The 21366-nt window shown below is 60.8% G+C and carries 19 protein-coding genes; 4 read left to right on the top strand and 15 right to left on the bottom strand.

Features of this window, described 5'->3' with window-relative positions:
• Positions 1 to 867 carry a methylenetetrahydrofolate reductase [NAD(P)H] gene (metF, locus tag AC0L4F_RS22495; RefSeq protein ID WP_244691603.1) on the top strand — a complete coding sequence of 289 codons (867 nt, stop codon included), beginning with the start codon at positions 1 to 3 and terminating at the stop codon, positions 865 to 867.
• Positions 868 to 1046: 179 nt separating this feature from the next.
• On the opposite strand, the gene lpdA is transcribed toward metF, so the two are convergent.
• From lpdA to aceE, 3 genes are read right to left on the bottom strand one after another with little or no spacing between them, the layout of a single operon-like run.
• Entirely contained in the window at positions 1047 to 2786 is a 1740-nt protein-coding gene (gene lpdA / locus AC0L4F_RS22490) for a dihydrolipoyl dehydrogenase (RefSeq protein ID WP_244691601.1), read from the bottom strand.
• Positions 2787 to 2797: 11 nt separating this feature from the next.
• Positions 2798 to 4060, bottom strand: a complete 1263-nt coding sequence (aceF, locus tag AC0L4F_RS22485; RefSeq protein WP_244691599.1) for a dihydrolipoyllysine-residue acetyltransferase — start codon at positions 4058 to 4060, stop codon at positions 2798 to 2800.
• Between the two features lie 26 nt (positions 4061 to 4086).
• On the bottom strand, positions 4087 to 6741 hold the full coding sequence (aceE, locus tag AC0L4F_RS22480) for a pyruvate dehydrogenase (acetyl-transferring), homodimeric type (RefSeq protein WP_244691597.1): 2655 nt from the start codon (positions 6739 to 6741) through the stop codon (positions 4087 to 4089).
• Positions 6742 to 7169: 428 nt separating this feature from the next.
• On the opposite strand from aceE, the gene AC0L4F_RS22475 reads away from it, so the two are divergent.
• Complete coding sequence (locus AC0L4F_RS22475; protein WP_244691594.1) at positions 7170 to 8837, top strand: CHAT domain-containing protein; 1668 nt, start codon at positions 7170 to 7172, stop codon at positions 8835 to 8837.
• Positions 8838 to 8900: 63 nt separating this feature from the next.
• Here AC0L4F_RS22475 and AC0L4F_RS22470 read toward each other — a convergent pair whose 3' ends face one another.
• The 12 genes from AC0L4F_RS22470 to AC0L4F_RS22415 form a co-directional block, all read right to left on the bottom strand.
• Positions 8901 to 9059 carry a hypothetical protein gene (locus AC0L4F_RS22470; RefSeq protein ID WP_244691592.1) on the bottom strand — a complete coding sequence of 53 codons (159 nt, stop codon included), beginning with the start codon at positions 9057 to 9059 and terminating at the stop codon, positions 8901 to 8903.
• A gap of 51 nt (positions 9060 to 9110) precedes the next feature.
• Entirely contained in the window at positions 9111 to 9341 is a 231-nt protein-coding gene (locus tag AC0L4F_RS22465; RefSeq protein WP_244691590.1) for a hypothetical protein, read from the bottom strand.
• Between the two features lie 28 nt (positions 9342 to 9369).
• Entirely contained in the window at positions 9370 to 12168 is a 2799-nt protein-coding gene (locus AC0L4F_RS22460; protein ID WP_244691588.1) for a hypothetical protein, read from the bottom strand.
• A gap of 6 nt (positions 12169 to 12174) precedes the next feature.
• Positions 12175 to 13248: a serine protease gene (locus AC0L4F_RS22455; protein WP_244691586.1), complete on the bottom strand. Its 1074-nt coding sequence runs from the start codon at positions 13246 to 13248 to the stop codon at positions 12175 to 12177.
• Positions 13249 to 13328: 80 nt separating this feature from the next.
• A complete protein-coding gene (locus tag AC0L4F_RS22450) occupies positions 13329 to 14057 on the bottom strand; it encodes a hypothetical protein (protein WP_244691584.1) in 729 nt (242 codons plus the stop codon).
• Positions 13954 to 15363: a caspase family protein gene (locus AC0L4F_RS22445; protein ID WP_244691581.1), complete on the bottom strand. Its 1410-nt coding sequence runs from the start codon at positions 15361 to 15363 to the stop codon at positions 13954 to 13956. The genes AC0L4F_RS22450 and AC0L4F_RS22445 overlap by 104 nt, the downstream gene beginning before the upstream one ends.
• Positions 15364 to 15425: 62 nt before the next feature.
• The gene (locus tag AC0L4F_RS22440; RefSeq protein WP_244691579.1) at positions 15426 to 16808 is read right to left on the bottom strand and encodes a patatin-like phospholipase family protein; all 1383 of its coding nucleotides are present in this window, start codon (positions 16806 to 16808) and stop codon (positions 15426 to 15428) included.
• A 109-nt stretch (positions 16809 to 16917) separates the two neighbouring features.
• Entirely contained in the window at positions 16918 to 17895 is a 978-nt protein-coding gene (locus tag AC0L4F_RS22435; RefSeq protein ID WP_244691577.1) for a sensor histidine kinase, read from the bottom strand.
• Positions 17831 to 18295, bottom strand: coding sequence for a hypothetical protein (locus AC0L4F_RS22430; RefSeq protein ID WP_244691575.1), 465 nt, complete (start codon positions 18293 to 18295; stop codon positions 17831 to 17833). The genes AC0L4F_RS22435 and AC0L4F_RS22430 overlap by 65 nt, the downstream gene beginning before the upstream one ends.
• Positions 18292 to 19038, bottom strand: a complete 747-nt coding sequence (locus AC0L4F_RS22425; protein ID WP_244691573.1) for a response regulator transcription factor — start codon at positions 19036 to 19038, stop codon at positions 18292 to 18294. The genes AC0L4F_RS22430 and AC0L4F_RS22425 overlap by 4 nt, the downstream gene beginning before the upstream one ends.
• A gap of 13 nt (positions 19039 to 19051) precedes the next feature.
• The gene (locus AC0L4F_RS22420) at positions 19052 to 19774 is read right to left on the bottom strand and encodes a PDZ domain-containing protein (protein WP_244691571.1); all 723 of its coding nucleotides are present in this window, start codon (positions 19772 to 19774) and stop codon (positions 19052 to 19054) included.
• The gene (locus AC0L4F_RS22415) at positions 19717 to 20403 is read right to left on the bottom strand and encodes a S1C family serine protease (RefSeq protein WP_244691569.1); all 687 of its coding nucleotides are present in this window, start codon (positions 20401 to 20403) and stop codon (positions 19717 to 19719) included. Before AC0L4F_RS22415 ends, AC0L4F_RS22420 begins: the two co-directional genes overlap by 58 nt.
• Before the next feature lie 166 nt (positions 20404 to 20569).
• Here AC0L4F_RS22415 and AC0L4F_RS22410 point away from each other — a divergent pair, with 166 nt between their 5' ends.
• Positions 20570 to 21208, top strand: a complete 639-nt coding sequence (locus AC0L4F_RS22410; RefSeq protein WP_244691567.1) for a hypothetical protein — start codon at positions 20570 to 20572, stop codon at positions 21206 to 21208.
• 10 nt (positions 21209 to 21218) lie between these two features.
• Positions 21219 to 21365, top strand: a complete 147-nt coding sequence (locus AC0L4F_RS22405) for a hypothetical protein (protein WP_244691564.1) — start codon at positions 21219 to 21221, stop codon at positions 21363 to 21365.
• Position 21366 lies beyond the last annotated feature (1 nt).

The raw sequence follows: 21366 nt of genomic DNA, 5'->3' as shown, positions 1-21366 counted from the left end.
ATGACCGTCCCCGCCGTCTCTTTTGAATTTTTCCCGCCACGCGATCTGGCAGGGTCATTCCGGCTGTGGGACACAGTACAGGTGTTGGCGCCGCTTGATCCGCGCTTTGTTTCGGTGACCTATGGTGCCGGTGGCACAACCCGTGAATTGACCCGTGATGCGGTCGCGACCTTGCATAAATCCAGCGGGTTGAAAGTGGCGGCGCATTTGACATGTGTGAACGCCAGCCGGGAAGAAACGCTGGGCATTGCGGGTGAATTCGCAAAAGCCGGGGTGAACGACATCGTGGCGCTGCGTGGCGATCCGCCCAAAGGCGCAGATGGGTTTACCGCCCATGAAGCGGGTTTCCGCGATTCATGTGAGTTGATTTCAGCGCTGGCCGACAGCGGTGATTTCACCATTCGCGTCGGCGCCTACCCCGACAAACACCCCGAAGCCGCGGATGAAGCGGCGGATGTGGAATGGCTGAAGCGCAAGATCGATGCCGGTGCTGATGAGGCGCTGACGCAGTTCTTTTTTGAGGCAGAAACATTTCTGCGCTTCCGTGACCGTTGCGCCAAGGCGGGGATCACCGCGCCGATCACACCGGGCATTCTGCCGATCGAGAACTGGAAGGGCACACGGAATTTCGCCCGCCGCTGCGGCACGCCGATCCCCGCCTGGGTGGAAGAAGCCTTTGCCACGGCGGAGCGCGACAATCGTCAGGATTTGCTGGCAACCACGCTTTGCACAGAGATGTGCGATACGTTGATTGGGGAAGGTGTGGACGCCCTGCATTTCTACACCTTGAACAAGCCGGAATTGACCCGCGATGTGTGTTTTGCACTGGGTGTGACGCCAAAGGGAACGTTGGAAAACGTCGCCTGATCTGGCGCGATTGAGAGGCAAAGTTGACGGCAGAAGAGAGGGGGCCAGCCCCCTCGGCCTGTGGCCTCACCCCCGGGATATTTTGACCAGGAGAAAGGTCGAAATGGGGTGGCTTTGAGATTTTTCGGATCGAATAGCAAAGGACCGGGCGCGATGCCCGGTCCTTTTTCTTTATGTGTTTAATGCTTTTTCTTTTTCGGCGGCATCAGGTCGGTGATTGTGCCTTCGAACATTTCCGCCGCAAAGTTCACTGTTTCGCTCAGCGTTGGGTGCGGGTGGATGGTATGGCCAAGGTCGACCGCATCCGCGCCCATTTCGATGGCCAAGGCCACTTCGGCGATCAGATCACCAGCGTTTGTGCCGACGATCAGCCCGCCGATGATCCGGTCGTCTTCGGGATCAAACAGCAGTTTGGTCATGCCTTCGGAGCGGCCATTTGACAGCGCCTTGCCGGAGGCTGCCCAAGGGAAAACGCCCTTTTCGAACTTGATGCCCTTGGCTTTGGCTTCGGTTTCGGTGATGCCTGCCCAGGCAACTTCGGGGTCGGTATAGGCCACCGAGGGGATCAGCCGTGCGTCGAAATGGCGATTGTGGCCTGCGGCCACTTCGGCGGCAACCTTGCCTTCGTGGACGGCCTTGTGCGCCAGCATCGGCTGGCCCACCACATCGCCGATGGCGAAGATATGCGGCACGCCGGTCTTTTGCTGGCTGTCGACGGCGATAAAGCCACGGTCATCCACTGCGACACCGGCCTTTTCGGCGTCGATCAGTTTGCCATTGGGCTTGCGCCCCACGGCAACCAGGATCTTGTCAAAGGTGTCGGTGCTGGTTTCGCCTTTGTCATCCTCGAAGGTGACCTTGAGACCCTTTTTCTGGGCCTCCACGGCGGTCACTTTGGTCTTGAGGAGGATGTTTTCGTAACGGCCCTTGATGCGGGTCATCAGCGGTTTGACGATGTCCTTGTCCGCGCCGGGGATGATCTGATCCATGAATTCGACGACGGTGATCTTTGATCCCAAGGCGTCGTAGACACAGGCCATTTCAAGGCCGATGATCCCACCGCCCAGAACCAGCATGCGTTTTGGCACATCTGCCAGTTCAAGCGCACCGGTGGAATCGATGATGCGGTCGTCTTCCGGGATGAAGGGCAAGTTGACCGGTTCCGAGCCTGCCGCAATCACGCATTGGTCGAAGGACACGGTTTTCACGCCATCCTCGCCGGTGACCTCGATCATGTTGGGACCGGTGAATTTGCCGTAGCCTTGCACCACTTCGACCTTGCGGCCCTTGGACAGACCTTTGAGACCGCCGGTCAGCTGATTGACAACGCTTTCCTTGAAGCTGCGCAGTTCGTCCAGGTTGATCTTTGGCTTCGCGAATGTGACGCCATGGGCGGACATTTCTTCGGCTTCGGTGATCACCTTGGCGACGTGCAGCAGGGCCTTTGACGGAATGCAGCCGATGTTCAGGCAGACACCGCCAAGATAAGGGTCTTTTTCGATCAGCACGACCTTCTTGCCAAGGTCAGCCGCACGGAACGCGGCGGTGTAACCACCGGGGCCGGATCCAAGAACAACCACCTCGGCGTGAACGTCGCCCGGGCCAGAGGCGGTGCCAGTGGCGGCAACCGTCTGTGGGGCCGCAGCGGCGGGTGCGGCGGCGGGGGTGTCTGTGGCCCCCGCGTCTGCCCCGGCCGCTTCCAACACCATGATGACCGAACCTTCGCCGACCTTGTCACCTTCGGAAACCTTGATTTCCTTGATCACACCGGCCGCTGGCGATGGCACTTCCATCGTTGCCTTGTCGGATTCCAATTCGATCAGCGCGTCTTCCTCGGCCACGGTGTCGCCCACCGCAACCAGGATCGACACAACGGGGACCGCATCGAAATCACCAATATCGGGTACTTTGATCTCCATGATGTCTCTCCTTACCACATCAACTTGCGCATATCGCCGAGCAGCGTCTTGAGCGTCACGGTGAACCGTGCGGCAAGCGCGCCATCGACGGCACGGTGGTCATAAGACAGCGAAAGTGGCTGCATCAGGCGCGGCACGAATTCTTCGCCGTTCCAGACCGGGGCCATTTTCGACCGTGTCAGACCAAGGATGGCCACCTCGGGTGCGTTGACGATCGGTGTGAACGATGTGCCCCCGATGCCGCCAAGCGACGAAATGGTAAAGGTCGCGCCCTGCATATCCTTGGATTTCAGCTCGCCTTCACGGGCGGCTTTGGACAGGCTCATCAGTTCCTTGGAGATGTCGACCAGACCCTTGCGATCCGCATCCTTGATCACCGGCACCATCAGACCATTGGGCGTGTCTGCCGCAAAGCCGATGTTGTAGAAATCCTTCTTGATCAGCTTGTCGCCATCGGGGTGGATCGACGAATTGAACTCCCAGTGGGTTTTCAACGCCGAGACCGATGCTTTGATCACGAAGGAAAGCAATGTCACGCGATAGCCGTTTTCCTTGGCGTGCGTGTCCATTTCCTTGCGGTATTTGTCCAGATCGGTGATGTCCGCTTCGTCGTTGTGGGTGACATGCGGGATGTTCAGCCAGGACCGGTGCAGCGCAGGGCCCGAGATCTTTTTGATCCGGGGCATTTCCACGTCTTCGACAGGGCCGAACTTCGAGAAATCGACCACAGGAATGGGCGGGATGCCCATGCCGCCCGATGCGCCACCACCAGCGGCGGCAGGGGCCGCAGCGGTCGAGGATTTCAGGAAAGCGGTGATGTCTTCGCGCAGGATGCGGCCCTTGCGGCCCGATCCGTTGACTTTGGACAGATCAATTTCCAACTGCCGGGCGAAGGCCCGTACAGAAGGCGAGGCATGTGCCTTGCCGAAACCGGCGTCGGTCACTGCGGCCGGTGTTGGGGCCGCTGCCGGCGCAGGTGCGGCGGCCGGGGCTGCCGCTTTGGGGGCCTCTGCCGGGGCGGCGGGGGCCGCTGCGGCGCCCTCGCCTTCGAGCAGCATGATCAGCGTGCCCTTGGACACGTTGTCACCTTCTGCCACCTTGATTTCCTTCACCACACCAGCGGCGGGCGAAGGCACTTCCATGGTTGCCTTGTCGCTTTCAAGTTCAAGCAGCGGATCTTCTTCGGCCACGGTGTCACCGACACTGACCAAAATCGACACGACCGGCACATTGTCAAAATCGCCAATGTCGGGAACGTTTACTTCGATTGCCATTATGGATTTCCTCGTATCCGCCGCGCTTAGACCAGCCGCGGGTTCGGCTTGCCGCCGTCGATTTCGTATTTGGTGAGCGCCTTTTGCAGATCCGCCTTGGAGATCGCACCTTCACGGTGCAGATCGACCATGGCCGCAGCGGCGATGTGATTTGCATCCACCTCGAAGAAGCGGCGCAGGTTCACCCGGCTGTCGGACCGGCCAAAGCCATCGGTGCCCAGCACCGAAAAGCGGTTTGGCACGGCAGCGCGGATTTGCTCTGCGTAGTTCTTCATATAGTCGGTGGCGACAATGATCGGGCCTTTGGCCTGTTTCAATTGTTCGGTCACAAACGGCACCTGTTCGGCCTCTAGCGGGTTCAAACGGTTGTAGCGGGCGCAATCCTGCACGTCGCGGGCCAATTCGTTGAAGCTGGTCGCCGACCAGATGTCAGAGGTCACACCGAAGTCTTCCTTCAGCATTTCCGCCGCTTTCAACGCCTGCACAAGGATCGTGCCGGACCCCATCAGGTTGACGTGTTTCTTGCCCGGTTTCTCGGTCTTGGAGAAACGGTAAAGCCCCTTGATGATGTCGGCCTCTACACCCATCGGCATATCAGGATGGCTGTAGTTTTCGTTCATCAGGGTCAGGTAGAAATAGACGTCTTCCTGATCTTCGTACATCCGTTTCAGACCGTGCTGCACGATCACCGCGACCTCGAACTGGAAGGTCGGGTCATAGCTGATGCAGTTCGGGATTGTGCTGGCAAGGATATGGCTGTGGCCATCTTCATGCTGCAAACCTTCGCCGTTCAGCGTGGTGCGCCCCGCCGTGCCGCCCAGCATGAAACCACGTGCGCGCGAATCGCCCGCAGCCCAAGCCAGATCGCCGATGCGTTGGAACCCGAACATCGAATAGTAGATGAAGAACGGGATCATCGGCACGCCGTGGTTGGAATAAGACGTTGCCGCCGCAATCCAATCGGCCATGGCGCCGGCCTCGTTGATGCCTTCCTGAAGCACCTGACCGGATTCGGATTCCTTGTAATAGGACATCTGATCGCGGTCTTGCGGCGTGTATTGCTGGCCCAGCGGGTTGTAGATACCAACCGAACGGAACAGACCCTCCATCCCGAACGTGCGGCTTTCATCCGGCACGATCGGCACCACGTTCTTGCCGATTTTCTTGTCCCGCAGAAGCGTGGTCAGGATACGGACAAAGGCCATGGTGGTGGAAATTTCACGCTCGCCAGTGCCGGTAAGCTGCCCCTTGAAGGCGTCGAGCCCGGGGATTTCCAGCGATGGTGAATCGGTGAAACGCTTCGGGAACTCGCCACCCAGCGCCTTGCGCCGGTCTGCCAGATAGGCCTTCTGCGAGTTGTTGAGCGCCACAAACGGGGCTTTGGCCACATCTTCGTCCGACACCGGGATCTGGAAACGATCACGGAAGGCACGCAGCTGCTCCTCGTTCATCTTCTTCTGCTGGTGGGTGGTGTTCTGGCCTTCGCCAGCGCTGCCCATGCCGTGACCCTTGACCGTTTTGATCAAGAGACAGGTCGGCTGACCCTTGGTGTCAGAGGCTTTCTTGAAGGCCGTATAGACCTTTTCGGGGTCATGGCCCCCACGGCGCAGCGCCCAGATCTGGTCGTCGGACCAGTCTTCGACCAGCGCGGCGGTTTCCGGGTATTTGCCGAAGAAATGCTCGCGGATATACGCGCCGTCCTTGGATTTGAACGTCTGATAGTCACCGTCGACGGTTTCTTCCATCAACTGACGCAGCTTGCCCGATGTGTCGCGCTCCAGTAGGTCATCCCAGCCTTTGCCCCAGAGCAGCTTGATCACGTTCCAGCCCGCGCCACGGAACCCACCTTCGAGTTCCTGAACAATCTTGCCGTTGCCGCGCACAGGGCCATCAAGGCGTTGCAGGTTGCAGTTGACGACAAAGATCAGATTGTCGAGCTTTTCGCGTGCAGCAAGATCAATCGCGCCCCGGCTTTCCGGCTCGTCCATCTCGCCATCGCCAAGGAAGCACCAGACCTTGCGGTCGGCCATGTCGATGTGGCCGCGGTTGTGCATGTATTTCATGAACCGCGCCTGATAGATCGCCATAAGCGGCCCCAGACCCATCGAAACGGTGGGGAACTGCCAGTAATCAGGCATTAGCCATGGGTGCGGATAAGACGACAAACCGTTGCCGTTAACCTCAGAGCGGAAATTTTCCAGCTGCTCTTCGGTGATGCGACCTTCCATGAACGACCGGGCATAGATGCCGGGGATCACGTGCCCCTGAAAGAACACCAGATCGCCGCCGTGGATCGCGGATTTGCTGCGCCAGAAGTGGTTCAGACCAATGTCATACATCGCCGCCGAAGAGGCGAAGCTGGCAATGTGACCGCCATATTCGCTGCTGACCTTGTTGCGGCGCACGACGGTGGCCATGGCGTTCCAGCGGTTGATGGTGCGGATGCGCCATTCCATTTCCAGATCGCCCGGGAATTCATACTGGTCATCGACCGGAATGGTATTCTGATACGGCGTGGTTGCCGAAAATGGCAATGTGGCACCGGCTGCGCGCGCGCTCTGCACCGCTTTATCAAGCAGGTAATGCGCGCGGTTCGCACCGTCGCGTTCGATCACATCCTCAATGGCGTCCTGCCATTCGCGGGATTCGACCGGATCAATATCGGAGGGCTGGTCTGTCATGTATCCTCTTCCCTTACTGCGCGCCGTGCCGCGCCATTGTTTAACCTTAAACCATCCCGCATGACATCCACAATCCGACGTCGATTTACGGGCCCGTTCTTGGCCTTCGTTTGTTGAGGTGGATCTAGCATACCAGGGTTCCGCTACGTAGACCGGCAAACGCATATCGTTCATGCGCCAGACGCATAGCGGTTAGTTGAACATTAAACTAAATATGATTCGTGCCAGGCCCCCTCCTCTGTTGATGAGAGCGTAACATTGTTGCGAACTAAGACAAAAGGCCGCAGTTACCGCTATCTCCGTAAAGTCGCCTGAACCGAATTTGTCATCGAGAAGGGGCTTTGTCTGGCGGGTGTTTCATGACAAACTTATCACCAGCCTGCTGCGCAGACAAACCGGCCTTTCAGCGCCGCGAAACAGGGGATACCATGTTGAAAACATTACTTTGTTCCCTCACCCTCTTGACCTTGGCCACCGCCCCTGCGGCGGCGCTGACCCGGGCGGAAATCCGCGATCGGGTGTTTGTTTCGGCCCAGCGCGCCCAGGCGTCCTCTGCCGGCGAAGCTCTGGCCAAGGCCGCCGGACGTATCGCCGCCGGCAGCGCAGGTCTGCAGGCGCTGTTGCGGGAACAACAGGATATTTCCGCCGCCATCACCAAACAACGCGCCAGCCTGGCGGAATATGCGGCCCAACCCGGCGCAGACGCGGAAACCGCCGTCGACCAGTTGCGGGCAAAAATCGAAGCCGGACGCAAGCGGTTGCAATCACTGGACAGCCAACTGACCGCCGAATTCCCGGAATTTCGCGAATTGACCAATCCCGCCCCGCTGGCGATTGCCGAGCTTCAGGCATTGTTGCGCCCGGACGAGGCGCTGGTCATGACATTGACCGAAGCCACATACACCTACACCTGGGCAATTTCCGACAGCGCCAGCGCCTGGACCCGTGCCGAAATCGGCCGAGAGGCGGTTGCCGGGCTGGTCCAGACCCTGCGCGGGCAATTGCGGGTCGAGGTCGACAACCGCGCCGGGCTGTCGCTGAACAAAGACAAGCGAACCGCCCGGGTTGACGGGTTTGATCGCGGTGCAGCGCATGAAATCTACCGCCAAACGCTGGCGCCCCTGGAACAGGTGATCGCCGACAAGGCCCATCTGATGGTGGTCTTTGATGGCCCGCTGACGTCCCTTCCGCCCGCCGTTCTGGTGACCCGCCCGCCGACCGGTGAAGATACCGCGCCCCAGGCGCTGCGCGAGACCGACTGGCTCTTGCGACGTCACGCGCTGACCACCCTGCCCAACGTTTCGGCGTTGCGCGCGCTGCGGCAAGTCAGCCATGCAAAACAACAGCAGGCCGACGCGCCGTCCTTTGTGGGATTTGGCGATCCCCTGCTCGGGTATCGGTTGGTGGCAGACGCGACAGAGGCGCAGAACGATGCCGACAGAATTGTCACCCGGGGCATCTATGAAGATGTCCGCAAGGTCGCCGATCTGGCCCCGCTGCCCAATACTGCGCGCGAATTGCGACGGTTGGCGGCAACGATGGGCGCGCCGGACGACAGTGTTTTCCTTGCCCGCGCCGCCACCGAAACCGCCGTCAAATCGCTGGACATGAGCGGCGCAAATGTGGTGGCCTTTGCCACCCATGGATTGTTGGCCGACGGCCTGCCCGGCCTTAGTGAACCGGCGCTGGTGTTCACCCCGCCGGTGACGCCATCCTCCCAGGATGACGCGCTGTTGACCGCGTCAGAGGCGGCGCAACTCAAACTCTCTGCCGATTTGGTGATCCTGTCGGCCTGTGACACCGCCGGATCGGATGGCACGCCCGGGGCCGAGGGGCTTTCGGGTTTGGCGCGGGCCTTCATCTATGCGGGCGCGCGGGCCATCCTTGTGTCGCATTGGCCGGTTGATGATTATGCCGCTTCGGTCCTGACCACCGGCATGCTGGACCGGATGTATGCGCCCGATGCCCGCGGCCGGGCCGTGGCGCTACAGCAGTCAACATTGGACATCCTCGATGACACCAGCGAAGACCGCTTCGCTCATCCGCGCATCTGGGCTCCGTTTGTGGTGGTTGGCGAGGGCGGCCTCGACGGCTGATCGCGGTTTGCGCATGGGGTGCCAGCCTCGGTATCTCACATCGCAGGCAACGGCGCAGAGGCATTATTCCGGCAGTGACTGCATCAGATCCCAGCCAATCGCCGCCTCGGTCGCGGCGCGCAGGCGAAAGGTTCCCGCGACATCGGTCGCGGTCAGGGCGTTGTCCGCAGCCCATTGGAAATAGAGATCATTGGCCAGCGTCACATCGCCAAGCCCGCGCATCACCCGCCAGGCGGATGAATAGCGCGTCAGGAAATCCGCCCGGATCGCACGCTAATCGCTGCTGTCCAACAAGGTGACAACCCGCGACAGATGGTACAACGCCAGACCGTGATAGGCATGCAGCCCCGGATCATCGCGGCTGTCTGTCACTGCGGCGCGCAGGATCAGCTCGGCCTGTTCCAGATCGCCCTGCCGATCCAATGCAGCGCCCAGCCCACCAGCCCCACGCCACCGATCAACAGAAGCATCACCGCCAAACCAGATCCCGCGCCCAAGGCCCACCCGAATGTGCGTTTGGGCCCGACGCGGTTCATTGCGGATCAGGCGGCAATGTTTGCGCGTAATCCCAACCGATCAGCGCCTCCCAATCGGCGCGAAGACGAAATCCGTCGGGGTCCACCCCCTCTGCCCCGGAAGACGCCCGGATCGAGGCCAGCCATTCGACATAGATGTCATTGCTGTACATCATATCCAACAGCCCCTCTCCGGTCGCATCATTCCAGTAATTCGCAATCGCGCGCGACCAGTAAAGGCTGGATTGCTGCAACCGCCAGTCCAGATCGGAATCCTCCATCACCAATGCGGCGCGATCCAGCGTTGCAAGAATTTCCGAAAGTTCGGCGTAATTGGCCAGAGAATCCGCCTTGATCCGCAGCAATCCCACCTGATCCATCGGTGTGAAACGCGCAAAAACCTCTGGGTCATCCAATACGGTATCCAGAAAGGCCACGACCTTGTGGTCGTTGTTTGTCCGATCCTTGAGCGCAAGCGCGGTATTTTGATAGATCTCGCCGATCAGATCCAGCCGGGCGGTGCGCGGATCAATCGCTTTCAACGCTTCTTGCGCGATGGAATGCGCTTCGTCGACACGGCCCAATTCGCGCAACATGCGGGATTGCCGCGCCAGCAAAAAGGAATTCACATCCTCGCGGAAATAGGGGGATGCCCGCAGCGTGGCGGCGGTTTCGCGCAGCCAATGCAAGGATTCCTCGCGATTGCCACGCCAGCCATGCGCATTGGCCAGCCCGAATTGCGTCGCGGCCAGCATCGAATGATCGCGCGGCACAGAGCCGCCGATGCTGGCGACCAAGGTGCCCAATTCGACCATGGCCTCATCCGAGAAAATGCCCTTGCGCGAATTCAGCACCTTGACCAGCCGCAGATAATCCCGCGCCAGGGTCATGGTGGGATAGGTCTTGAGCGCGCTCAACGTATCCGCCAACAAAGCTTCGTTCAGGGCCTCGTCCATATTGCCAAAGGACATTTCCATGATGACCGTGGCGGCATAGATGTCCCAGATCCCGGTTGTCCGCGTGCGGCCATATTCGGCGAACCAAATCTCCAGGATCGCCTGCATTTCGGCGTAATGGCTTAACCGGAAATGTTTGAACGCCAAAAGCGCATGATAAAGGCTGCGTTCCCCATCCGTCATGTTCGGCAACCGCGCCCGCATCCGGTCCAGCGCGCCCTGTGCGGTTTCCGGTTCATGGCCCGTGCCCCAGACCTTGGCGATCACTTCGATCTGATCAAAAATCAGCGCATTGGCCGCAACGCCACCGCCGTTGGTGGTGCGCGCGGTGCGCCGGGCCCGGTCAAGCAGCGTCAGGCTTTCGTGGTATTTGCCGATCACCGCCAGATACAGCGCCCGGTTCAATTGGTATTCGATGGTTTCGGAACGGCCCTCGTCCTCGAACCGCGCCAGCACCGCATCCAGCGCCAGATAATTGCCCTCGAAGAACAGGCGCAGCACATCGGCGCCGTCGGGGGCAAGATCAAACTGAACCGCATCAATCGCCCCCAGTTCCGAGGCAAAGGCAAAATCCTTCATGCCGGGATGATCGAGGTCGATGTATTTGCGCACCCCCCGGGCCACCCAATGATTGGCACGATCAACGCTGCGCACCTCGGCATAAGCCTCGCGGTAGAGCCGTTGCGCATCGTCAATATCTTCGAGGAATTTGGCAATATGCGCCTGCTGCGTCAGGAACCGCGCGATATAGACAGGCTCTGCACCGGTTTGGCGGGCCAGCGCGATTTCATTCTCAAAGAACTGATACCCCTCTTGCGGATCGCGACCATAGCGCAGCACCTGACCGAGATACAGAATGTTTTCATTCAGATCGGTGCCGGTGATGCCGACGTCGCGGTAATAATCATATTCCTGTTGCAGATAACCAAGCGCAGTGTCCCATTCACCGGATTCCGCCATCAAGACGCCCAGATAGCCCCGGAACCCCGCCACGCGACGCAGGTCGATATCTTCGGCGGCGGCGGTGGCCGCCACCAGATTGCGGGTGCGGCGGATGGCACGTGGCATGTCGCCCTGCCGTCTCTTGTCATTCACAATATCGCGGTAATTGAGGATCAGCGCCTCTTCCAGGGACACCAGCCAGTCGCTGCTCCATTCATTAAGAAAGGCCGAAGTGATCTTATCCCGGTCGTCGCGGTCAAGATCGGTCACAGCCATGCCAAGATGGTAAAACGCCAGACCATGAATCCCGGCCAGTTCCGGTCTGCCACGGCTTTCGGCGACGGCATTGCGCAGGATGATCTCTGCCTCTGGCAGACGGACCTGCATCCGCAGCGCGGCCCCCTGCAACGCGCTGGCCGCGATACGATAGGGATGATCGGGAAATCCGTCTGACGACAACCCGGTGGCAACCGAAGCGGAAAACCGCAGCACCTCTGACCAATCGCGTTGTTCATAATTGTAATAGGCCAAACCGAGGTTCGGGTAATGTTTGGAAAGGCCGGGGTAGTCATGTTCGTAGGTGATTTGATTGACCCGGTCGAGAATTTCATAGGCCGCAGTCATGTCGCCCTGTTGCGCCAGCTTGATGCCCTTGTCGACATCGGCCAGCACCTCGTTCGGGGTCGGCAGCCCCGGTTCCGGCGGCACATCCCCGGCATCATTTGCATTTTGCGCCGCCAAAGGTGCGGCCAGCAGCATCAGGATGACACATCCCCGCCGCAGCCCTGTCATCGCCCCACGGCACATGCCCGTGCCACCGCCCGTGACACCGCCCGCCGCACGCGGCGAAACACCGGCGCAAAAAAGCCGGGCCAGAACGATGCTGGCCCGGCAAAGGATATGCGTAAGGCGCCCCATGTCGTCTTAGTTGGCGCTGATGGTCTGGTTCAGCCAAGGCACGAATTTCGAAGCCTTGGTGTAAACCGAGAAATAAGCGTCTTCGGCACAGGTGGTCGATCCATTGCCCACCAGACCCCAGCTGACAACACCGGCCTGAATATAGCTGCCGTCGTCCAATGGCACGACCAGCGGACCGCCGGAGTCACCCTGGCAAGAGGTCTTGCCACCTTCGAAAGTACCGGAACACAGCATGTTGGGCGACAGCGGCAGCGGCGCACGCGCCAGCATTTCCTGCCAGACTTCATCGGTTTGCGATTGATCCAGCTGGAACACATTTGCAGCCTCGACCAGACGCGGCGCGGCAAAGTTGGCGCGGGCCTCCATCATCGCGTTGTTACAGGCTTCGCGCGACAGGATCTGAATTTCCGCCTGCATCATCACGTCGGTGCGTTTGGCGCCATTCACCAGACCCCAACCGGTCACGATGGTCGGGATACCCTGTTGGTCGATGACCTCGCCAAATTCGGAATCCGGGACATTGATCGTCTGGTAAGACACGGTTGGTGTGCTCGCCAGTTTGATCAACGCAATATCGTTGTTGAACAGACGCGGGTCATATTCCGGGTGACGGAACACCCCGGCAACGGCCACACGTTCCCCCGCGCCATCGGCAATGGTGTTGGTGCCGACCAGAATGTCGAACTGGCTGGGATCAAGCAGGAAATTACCGCCGTTGCCATCGGGCATGAACACGCAATGCGCCGCGGTCAGCACCCAGTTGTCGAGCACCATCGAGCCGCCACAGAATTGAGCGTCGGGGGTTGTTGGCTGGCCTGCCACCATCAGCGCAACCTGCCAGGGCCATGCGCCATCGCCGGCCACTTCGCCGCCGACCACACGGTCGCCTGCGGCCTCGGCTGCGGCCATCTGTTCGTCCAGCATTGTGCTTTTGGCATCAGAAGAGGCAAAGGCAAATGGGTTGGCCTTGTTCGGGTCAGCCATCATCCCGTCTTCGCTGTTGTCCTGGGCCATAGCGGTGCTGCTCAGGGTCATCAACCCTGTCAAAGCAGCAGCCAGAAAGGTTTTGGTGTGGGTCATAGCAATCAATCCTATGTTTATTGAGTATGGAATATGGTTCGAACGGGCAGAGCCCCGTGATGTTGTTGTGTTGTTGTTGGTTAATCGGGCTCCAGTTTGATGGAAAACCGCGTCACTTCCAAGGCCGACATGGCGCCGGGCAATGTCAGGTTGCGGGTCGCGGCATCCGGCAGGGACGCCTGCAAAAGCCAGGACACGCTGCCAGAGGCCTCTTTCGGGATGGCGCGGGTCGGGGCGGGATCGGCCAGGGCGGTCAGCACTGTGCGCGGCGACATGTCCTTGGCCGGGACCGCAAGCACCAAAATTTCCTCTACCCCGTTTCGGGCGGGTTCAGGGTTCTGGACCAACAGGCCGACCTCGATCTCTTCGTCAAAACCGACACGGTTCGACAGGCCCTGTTCCGGCCAGATCGCGGTGATGCGATTGTCGGCATCAATATAAAGCACGGTCACATCCCGGGGCGTGTTGGACGGATTATGCACGCTGAGCCAAAGCTGATCGCAATGGGTGACCACCACGGTTTTCGACACAGGGCGTTCGTCCTGCACCGCGCCGGTGTCACAGGCGGCATCCGGGTCGGTGACGGCGATGTGACTCAGCCGGTATTTCGGACCAAAGCCCGAAAGCGACAGCCCGGTGCGCCCGGACGAGACCTGGGACACCGCCGCGCGCAACCGCAGAGTGCGCGCGGCACGATCCAGGAAATCATGAAGGTTCGCCGGGTCGCTGGCGCGCGGCGCGCTGCCGGCCCCTGCCCCGTCGACAACCCCGTCGCGCCCGGCCAGTGCAAGCGCACCCCCCGTCAGCACAAGGGTGAATTCTGCCGGGCCCGGCCTCGCTCCACTGTACGCCATCCGGCGCGGCGGCGGCGCGCAGGCGGGCAATCTCGGCCAGAAAGGCGCTATAGTCGGCACCGTCCGCCACAATCGGCCCGGCAATGCGCAGCGGTTCCGGGCGGCCCGGCGTTTTCAACCGGGCAAATCCCTGCCCCGGCACGCGGGTTGCGCTGGTAAGAGTGGCAGATGTCGGCGTGACACCGATCACCGTCACCTCGGCCAACAGCGTGCCGCCGGGGCTGTCGAGAACTTCGTAAACCGCGCCGTTCTGGACCCCTTGAAGACTGCCGGATTGCAACTTTCCACCTGTCAGGCGGATCGCGGCGGGCACCGGTTCGGTTTGCCCCAACACCGCGCTGGCCAGCAATGTGCCTTCGGCATCGGGGGTCTGGGTGGCCGGGGAATTGGCATTCATTTCCGCCATCGCATTTTGCAGCACATCGCCCCAGGTCAGCGCCGCGCCGCTTTCCAATGCGCCAGCCACGGTGCGGGTGAAATCACCGTACCAATTGGCGTCATCCGCCGGGTCGCCCATCGGGTATTCAAACGCCCGCTGGTTGGATTGTGCCGCATAGAGAAAGACAAAATCGCCGGTCAGCGGTGCCGCCGGTGGCAGCGTCTCTCTGACCTCTGGCAGATCCGCGGGCAGACCGTCGGGCAGGTTCAACAGCGCCGGCGCAATGTAACGCGCGACCGGCGCGGCGGGATCATCGGGCAAAGCGCGAAAACCGGTTTCGGAATGACAGGCATCCAGCATCGCCACCAGTTGCGCACCGGTATCAAGAATGGCCTGCATCTTTGGCGTCAGCTCATCATCGACAATGGCGTTTTCCACCATGCCCGCCGCACCGGACCAGCCGCGCGCATCCACGGGCAGAAAAATCTCGTCAAAACCACCCTGTTCATCCCCGTTGGCGTCGGGCATCTGGGTGCCGTGACCGGAAAAATAGAATACGGCATGGGTGGCATCCGTCGCGGTGGACGCCAGAGCGTCCAGCCCGGACAGGATCGCATCACGGGTTGGCAGACCGGCATTGGCCACGCCTTCGGGCAATTGCGCCGATGGGTCGGCCAGCACGGTAATATCCGCCGCATGTGCGCCGCGCGCAATCAGCGCCCGCGCCATCAACCCGACGTCATTGGCCGGACCGCGCAGATCAGCGTCCAGATATTGATAGTCCGAGACCCCAACCAAAAGCGCGCGGATCTCGGCGTTGGCCGGGGCCGCAAGCCCGCAGGTCAGGGCAAGAAAGGGTATATGCAGGATGCTTCGTGTCATGACGTTAATCTTGTCCGATTTCGCCGTCCCATCAAGCCTCTCTGCCACACTGACCGCATTTGTCATTCTTTCCGCAAGGGGGCGATACGGCGCGGACCGGGACCGGGGCCGCGCGCCAACAGCGGATCGGTTTCGACATAGCCGGCCGCGCGCAGGAACCCCTGAACCTGAGCATTTGTTCGCGTCGACAGGCGGCCAGCCTGGATCGATTTGTCCACCTGATCCACCTTCAGGCGCAGCCGCGTGGGAATTTCGTCCAGCTCACTGCGCATCTCACCCGGCAACCCCCGGAACGAAACCTGCCCGACAAAGAATTTCACATCCCGGCAATCCCATCCCTTGGAACTGCCGCGCAGCCGCCGCACCTCTGCCGCGCCAAGGCTGCAACGATAGCTCACCAGATCACGTTCCCAATCAGAGATTTGCAGCCGCATCGCATCATAGCCGGTGCGCGACGCCGCCCCCATGGAGGCATTTGCAATCGACATCGCAAGCTGCACCCCGCCCGGCCCGCGCAGCCGCGATGTCCACCCCAGATCGCGCCGCGTCCCGGCATCCGCCACCAGAAACAGCGCGCGTTTCATCTTGACCGCTTCGGCGGGCGTCAGCGGCGCATAGGGGTTTTCGGCGCGGGCGCGTTCCACTGCCAATCCGGTGGTGCCGAAATTATCGGTGATGCCACCGTCCAGCAGTTTCAGGTATTTCACATCCTTGCCCGTCGCATAACTTTCCAGCGCCTCGGCATGGGCGACCATGGCCGCCGTGGCCTCTGGGTTGTGACGCGCAGCGGTCAGCCAGTCGGGTTCGGTGTAATCACATTTGCCGGAATGCGCCTCAAGCACGATGGGCGAAAACACCAACGGAAAGGCCGCCGACGCCGCAACCGCATCCGACAGCGGAAATTTCGACAGATCGGAACAGAGCGCATCAAAGGTTTCGGGGCTGAACAGAAAGGTGACCTTGTTGGCGACATCGGTGGCGTTGATCCAGGTCTTGATATGGGACCGCCGCGCCATATCGCCGAATGTTGCACCCTGAAAAAGCACCTCGTCCAGATACCGGCCAAAGGTGCGCCGCCCATTGGCCCCGCCGGACAATCCCCGCACCAGCGTCATCGGGTTGAGCGGCGAATTGGCCATGTATTTTTCGGCATTGGTGATCAGATATTTCTCGCGATAGCCATCGACCGCGGGCGGCCCGTACAGACCGAAATGCGCCGCCGTCACCGACCCACCGGACACGCCGGTGACCAGACGCACATCAGACAACACGCCATAGGGGTTCTGGTCCGATCGCGACAATGCGCGCAATTCCTCTAGCACGCCATGCGCAAAGGCCGAGGCCCGCATGCCGCCACCGGAAAACGCCAGCCCGACATAGACCTCGCCCTCCGCAGACGGATCAATGCCGGCAAACGGTGGATTCCCCCATCCGCGCCCCCGCAACCAAGGCCAGGTTCAGCGGTTTATTCAATGCAGCGCAGCTGGCCAGAGCAAGCATCAAGCCCGCCATCAAACCAAGCGCTGCAACCCCCCTTCGAAGCATGAAATTCGCTCACGAATCAATTAATTGCCCGTCAAGCTTAGGGAATGCGATGGTAATGGCAAAACCTTTCGGTTTGCGCGGCAGATCCAGCTTGGCACCATGGCGGGCGGCGATGGCCTGAACCAGGGCCAAACCAAGGCCATGACCGGCCTTGTCACGATCGCGCTCGGCGCGTGTGAAACGTTCGAACAGATCATCCTGAAGATCGGCCGGCACGCCGGGGCCGGTGTCCGACACTTCCAGAATGTGAAAACCCCCAATGTCGCGGGCGGTCAGGGTGATGGTGTCGCCGGGGTTGCAGAACTTGATCGCATTATCGAGCAGATTGGACATCAACTGGGCCAACAGCGACCTGTCGCCCAGCATGTGCAGACCCGGCTCTGCGCCGAACCGGCAGGTCAACCCGGCCTCTTCCGCCACAGGTTCATAGAGATCAAACACCTCTGCCGCGACTTCGCCAAGATCCAGCGGCACCAGACCGGGGCGCTGCCCCTGTTCGGCCAAAGCGCCGGAAATATCCAGAAGTGCGTCGAAAATGCGGATCGTGCCGCGCAGTTCGCCGCGGATATCGGCCACCAGCTCTGGCTGGCCCTCCAGCTTGTCCAGCTTCTGTTGAATGCGGTTCAGCGGCGTGCGCAGCTCATGCGCGATGGCATCGGACAACCGGTTGGTCGCGGCGTTGAGATTCTGAATACGGTCCAGCATCGAATGCATGTGGTCTTCGAGCGCGCCGAATTCGTCCGGGCTGCGCACACCGGGCAGTCGCGCCGCAAGATCGCCCCCCGCCACCCGGTCGGCCAGATCATTGACCGCATCAATCCGGCGCAGCACCAACCGCGAGACAAACCCACCCGTCACAGCCGCCATCCCGACCAGCGCCAGGGCCATCCACAGGATCGTGCCGCGCATCTGCGACAGGGTATCAGAGGTCAGCGTATTGGCCCGCGCCACCAGCAGCGGAAAGCCCCCCGGCAGCACCCGCGCCACACCATTGTATTCCACCCCACCGGCAGGAAGCGTGAAGGTGCGCGGCGCATCTTCGCTGACGCCGCCAGGCCATCGCGGGCAGATCCCGGGGCCAATCCGCAATGTTCCCGGCCAGGGTGGTGCCGTCGCGATCCTGCAACAGATACAGTGCCTGACCCTGTGAAGTCTGGGCAGCGCGATCGACAATCGCCTGACGCAACGCCGGAATGCGGCGCTGGTCGTATAACTCGGCAAAACTGTCGATGTCGGATTTCAACAGCGCATCTTGCTGCCGTTCCAGCGCAAGCGACGCAGTGCGGTATTGCACCGCCATCGCCAAAAGCGCCATGAACAGGACAAGACCGGCAATCGCCAGTGTCAGCCGCAGGCTGGCAGAGCGCGCCAAACGCATCGGCTTCATGTATGCCCCCGGTTCGGATCAAAGATATAGCCCTCGCCGCGCGCGGTATGGATCACCGGGCGGCCCGCCGCCGTGTCCAATTTGCGCCGCAACCGGCCAACATGCACATCCACCACATTGGTTTGCGGGTCGAAATGTAGGTTCCAGACATGTTCCAGCAGCTGCATCCGTGTCACTACCTGCCCGGCGTTGCGCGCAAAATAGGTGATCAATTCGAACTCTTTCGGGCTGACGGCAACGTGGTCGTTTTTGACATGCACAGTGCGGGCCTTCATCCGAATTTCCAGATCGCCAAAGGCAATCAGGTCATTGTCCAGCACTGTCATTTCCTGCCGCCGCAACAAGGCCCGCAATCGCGCGCGCAGCTCTTCGGGATCGAATGGTTTGGCAAGATAGTCGTCGGCGCCTTTTTCCAGGCCCTCGATCTTGTTCGCAGCGCGGCCCAGCGCCGACACCACAAGGATCAGCGCCGTCGACCCGCCCGCGCGGATCTTGGCAATCGCGTCGACACCATCACCGCCGGGCAGCATCCGGTCAAAGATGATGACGGCAAAATCGGCCAGCCCGGCGGCCTTTACCCCGTCGCCATAGCTGCGCATCACGATGGCCTCGCAGCCCAGATCCGCCACGGCATCCGACATGGCGCGCGCGGCGGCGGCATCGTCTTCGACGATCAGAATACGGCGGGGTTTCTCGGCCAGTTGATCTTGGTCGTTGTCCAGAGTCATAACCTCATGTGTCATCGTTGTCTCCTGATCAAAGTGTAATCACAACGGGGTCAAGCACAACCGCCCCGCCGATGGGGCGCATCCCCTGTTCATTTGAAAACGGATCAAAGACCACATGCCGGGTCTGACCCCCTGCGCCCCGCACAAGAAGGACAACAGGCCCCTCAATCTCTGGCCACACAAAACCTGCGTCGCCCACCGGCACACCGTCGATTGCCAGAATTTCATCGCCCACCGACAATCCCGCCAGATAGGCCGGGCTGGTCGGGGCCAGTTCGCTGACCCGGCGACCGCGCAGGATAACCCCCAGATCCTTCAGCGATGTACAGCGTTTGCCCGGCACCGGCGCGACATGGTTCAACAAGGCGGCGGTCGGCGCGCCCAACACATAGCTGCCAGAGGAAATCAGGCTGTCGCCTTCGATGGTGAATTTCAGCGTCACAAGGAATTTATCCTGCCCCCGCATCAGGGTGACATCGGATTGCGGCCCCGTGCGGTCGTCGATGAACAGGGCGAAATCGCCCTCGCGCTGGATCGCCCGGCCATCAATGGCCAGAAGGATGTCACCGGCGCGAATACCGGCTGTGTCCGCCGCACTGCCCGGCACGACATAATCCACCAAAAGCCCCATGCGATCCGCGATCCCCAGCGCTTCGGCAATCATGCCATCGACGGGACGCAGGCGCAGACCAATCACCGGAACATCCTGCAAGACGCCGTCAAACGTGGCCTCCAGCAGCGCGGCGGGCAATGCATAAGACAGGCCGCGTAGAACCGCGAATTGCGCACCAGCTCGGCGTTGATCCCCAGCAGATTGCCATCACAATCCACCAGCGCCCCCCCGGATGACCCGACATTGATCGCCGCATCATGCTGAATCAGAAACACCGGAACAGCCGGATCAATCTGACGCCCCTTGGCGGATATGATGCCGCCGGTCAGGGTTTGATCGGCCTCGAACGGCGCACCAATGGCAAAGACCGGTTCGCCCAGCGCCAGTTCCGTCCTGCGCAGGGCCAGCCCCCGGCCAAGGATGGCCTCGGCCAGTTTGACAAAGGCGACATCGCGCGCAGCATCCATGATGACAACCTCGGCAATCACTTCGAAGCCAAAGGCATTGCGCAGCCGCACCCGGCGCCGCTCGCCAACCACATGCGCGGCGGTAACGGCGAAACGGCCATCGTTCCACAACACCGCCGAGCCAAGAAACCGCCGGTCACGATCCGCCCCCGCCACCACCAATGTGGCCGCCATCGCGCGTTTCAATCCCGCCTGATCCGGGCGGCACAATGCCGTCGCCCCCGCCGGTATCGTCAGGGCCAACAACGACAAGAACGGCAGGATATATCGCATCTGCCGGGTGAGTTTCAGGGTCTGCATCAAATGCTCCTCTGGGGAAATCTTGGTGCAGTGAAGGTAAGTGTGCCAATGTCGCAAGGCACATGAAAAGACCTGTTAAGTGCAGCAATGCCACAAGAAACCCTTTGAAAATGGGGGCCGCGCCCGCAATATCCCCCACAAGATATTTCGCAGAGGAGGCATTTCGATGTTCCGTTACCTGACTGCCGCAGCGGTTGCTTGTGGCTTTTTATCCGCGCCCGCCCTGGCCGAACGCAGCACCGCGCAAATCGCGGCCTTGTCGGCGGAATTGTTTCTGGCCGGGATCGAAGCCGAAGATCCGCTGTTGCTATTGGCGGCGGCCAAACTGCGCAAATCGGTAACCCTGACCAAGGTCGCGCGCCAACCGGCCAAGGATATGCCACCGCCCGAGGGGCTTGACGATGTCGCGCCCATGGGCTGGCAGGACATCCTTGATACCGCAATTGCCATGGCCCCCGCCGACACCATCCTTGTTGGTCTGGCCGAGGACATCCGTGCAGAAAAAGACAAAGGCGTGTCCAGTGGCCAGGTCTACTCCATCACCTCGATCCGCAATGGCGGCACCGACACCTATCCGGCGATGACCTACCGCGGCGGCGAATATGCCGACGTCTATGTCGAAGGCACAGGCGCCGCCGATCTCAACCTCTTTGTCTATGATGCACAACAGCGGCTGGTCTGTTCTGACACCGATATTTCCGCGATCGCCCATTGCGGCTGGACCCCGGCGCAAGAGGCGGCCTTTACCATCGTGGTGCGCAATCGCGGGCGCGCCCATTCCGGCTATTCCCTGATTACCAACTGAGGAGATGGTGATGAAACGGACCGCAAGCGCGCTGGCCATTCTGGCCCTTCTTACACCGGCAACCGCATTGGCACGCGAGGCACATGCGCTGTTGATCGGGGCCTCCACCTATCCGGCGCTGGACAAACGGTTCTGGCTAAAGGGGCCGCGCCAATGAT

The organism is Marinovum sp. J2-8 (assembly GCF_055808435.1).
Note: the sequence above shows the minus strand (reverse complement) of the source record. Positions and strands in the feature narration are given on the sequence as shown.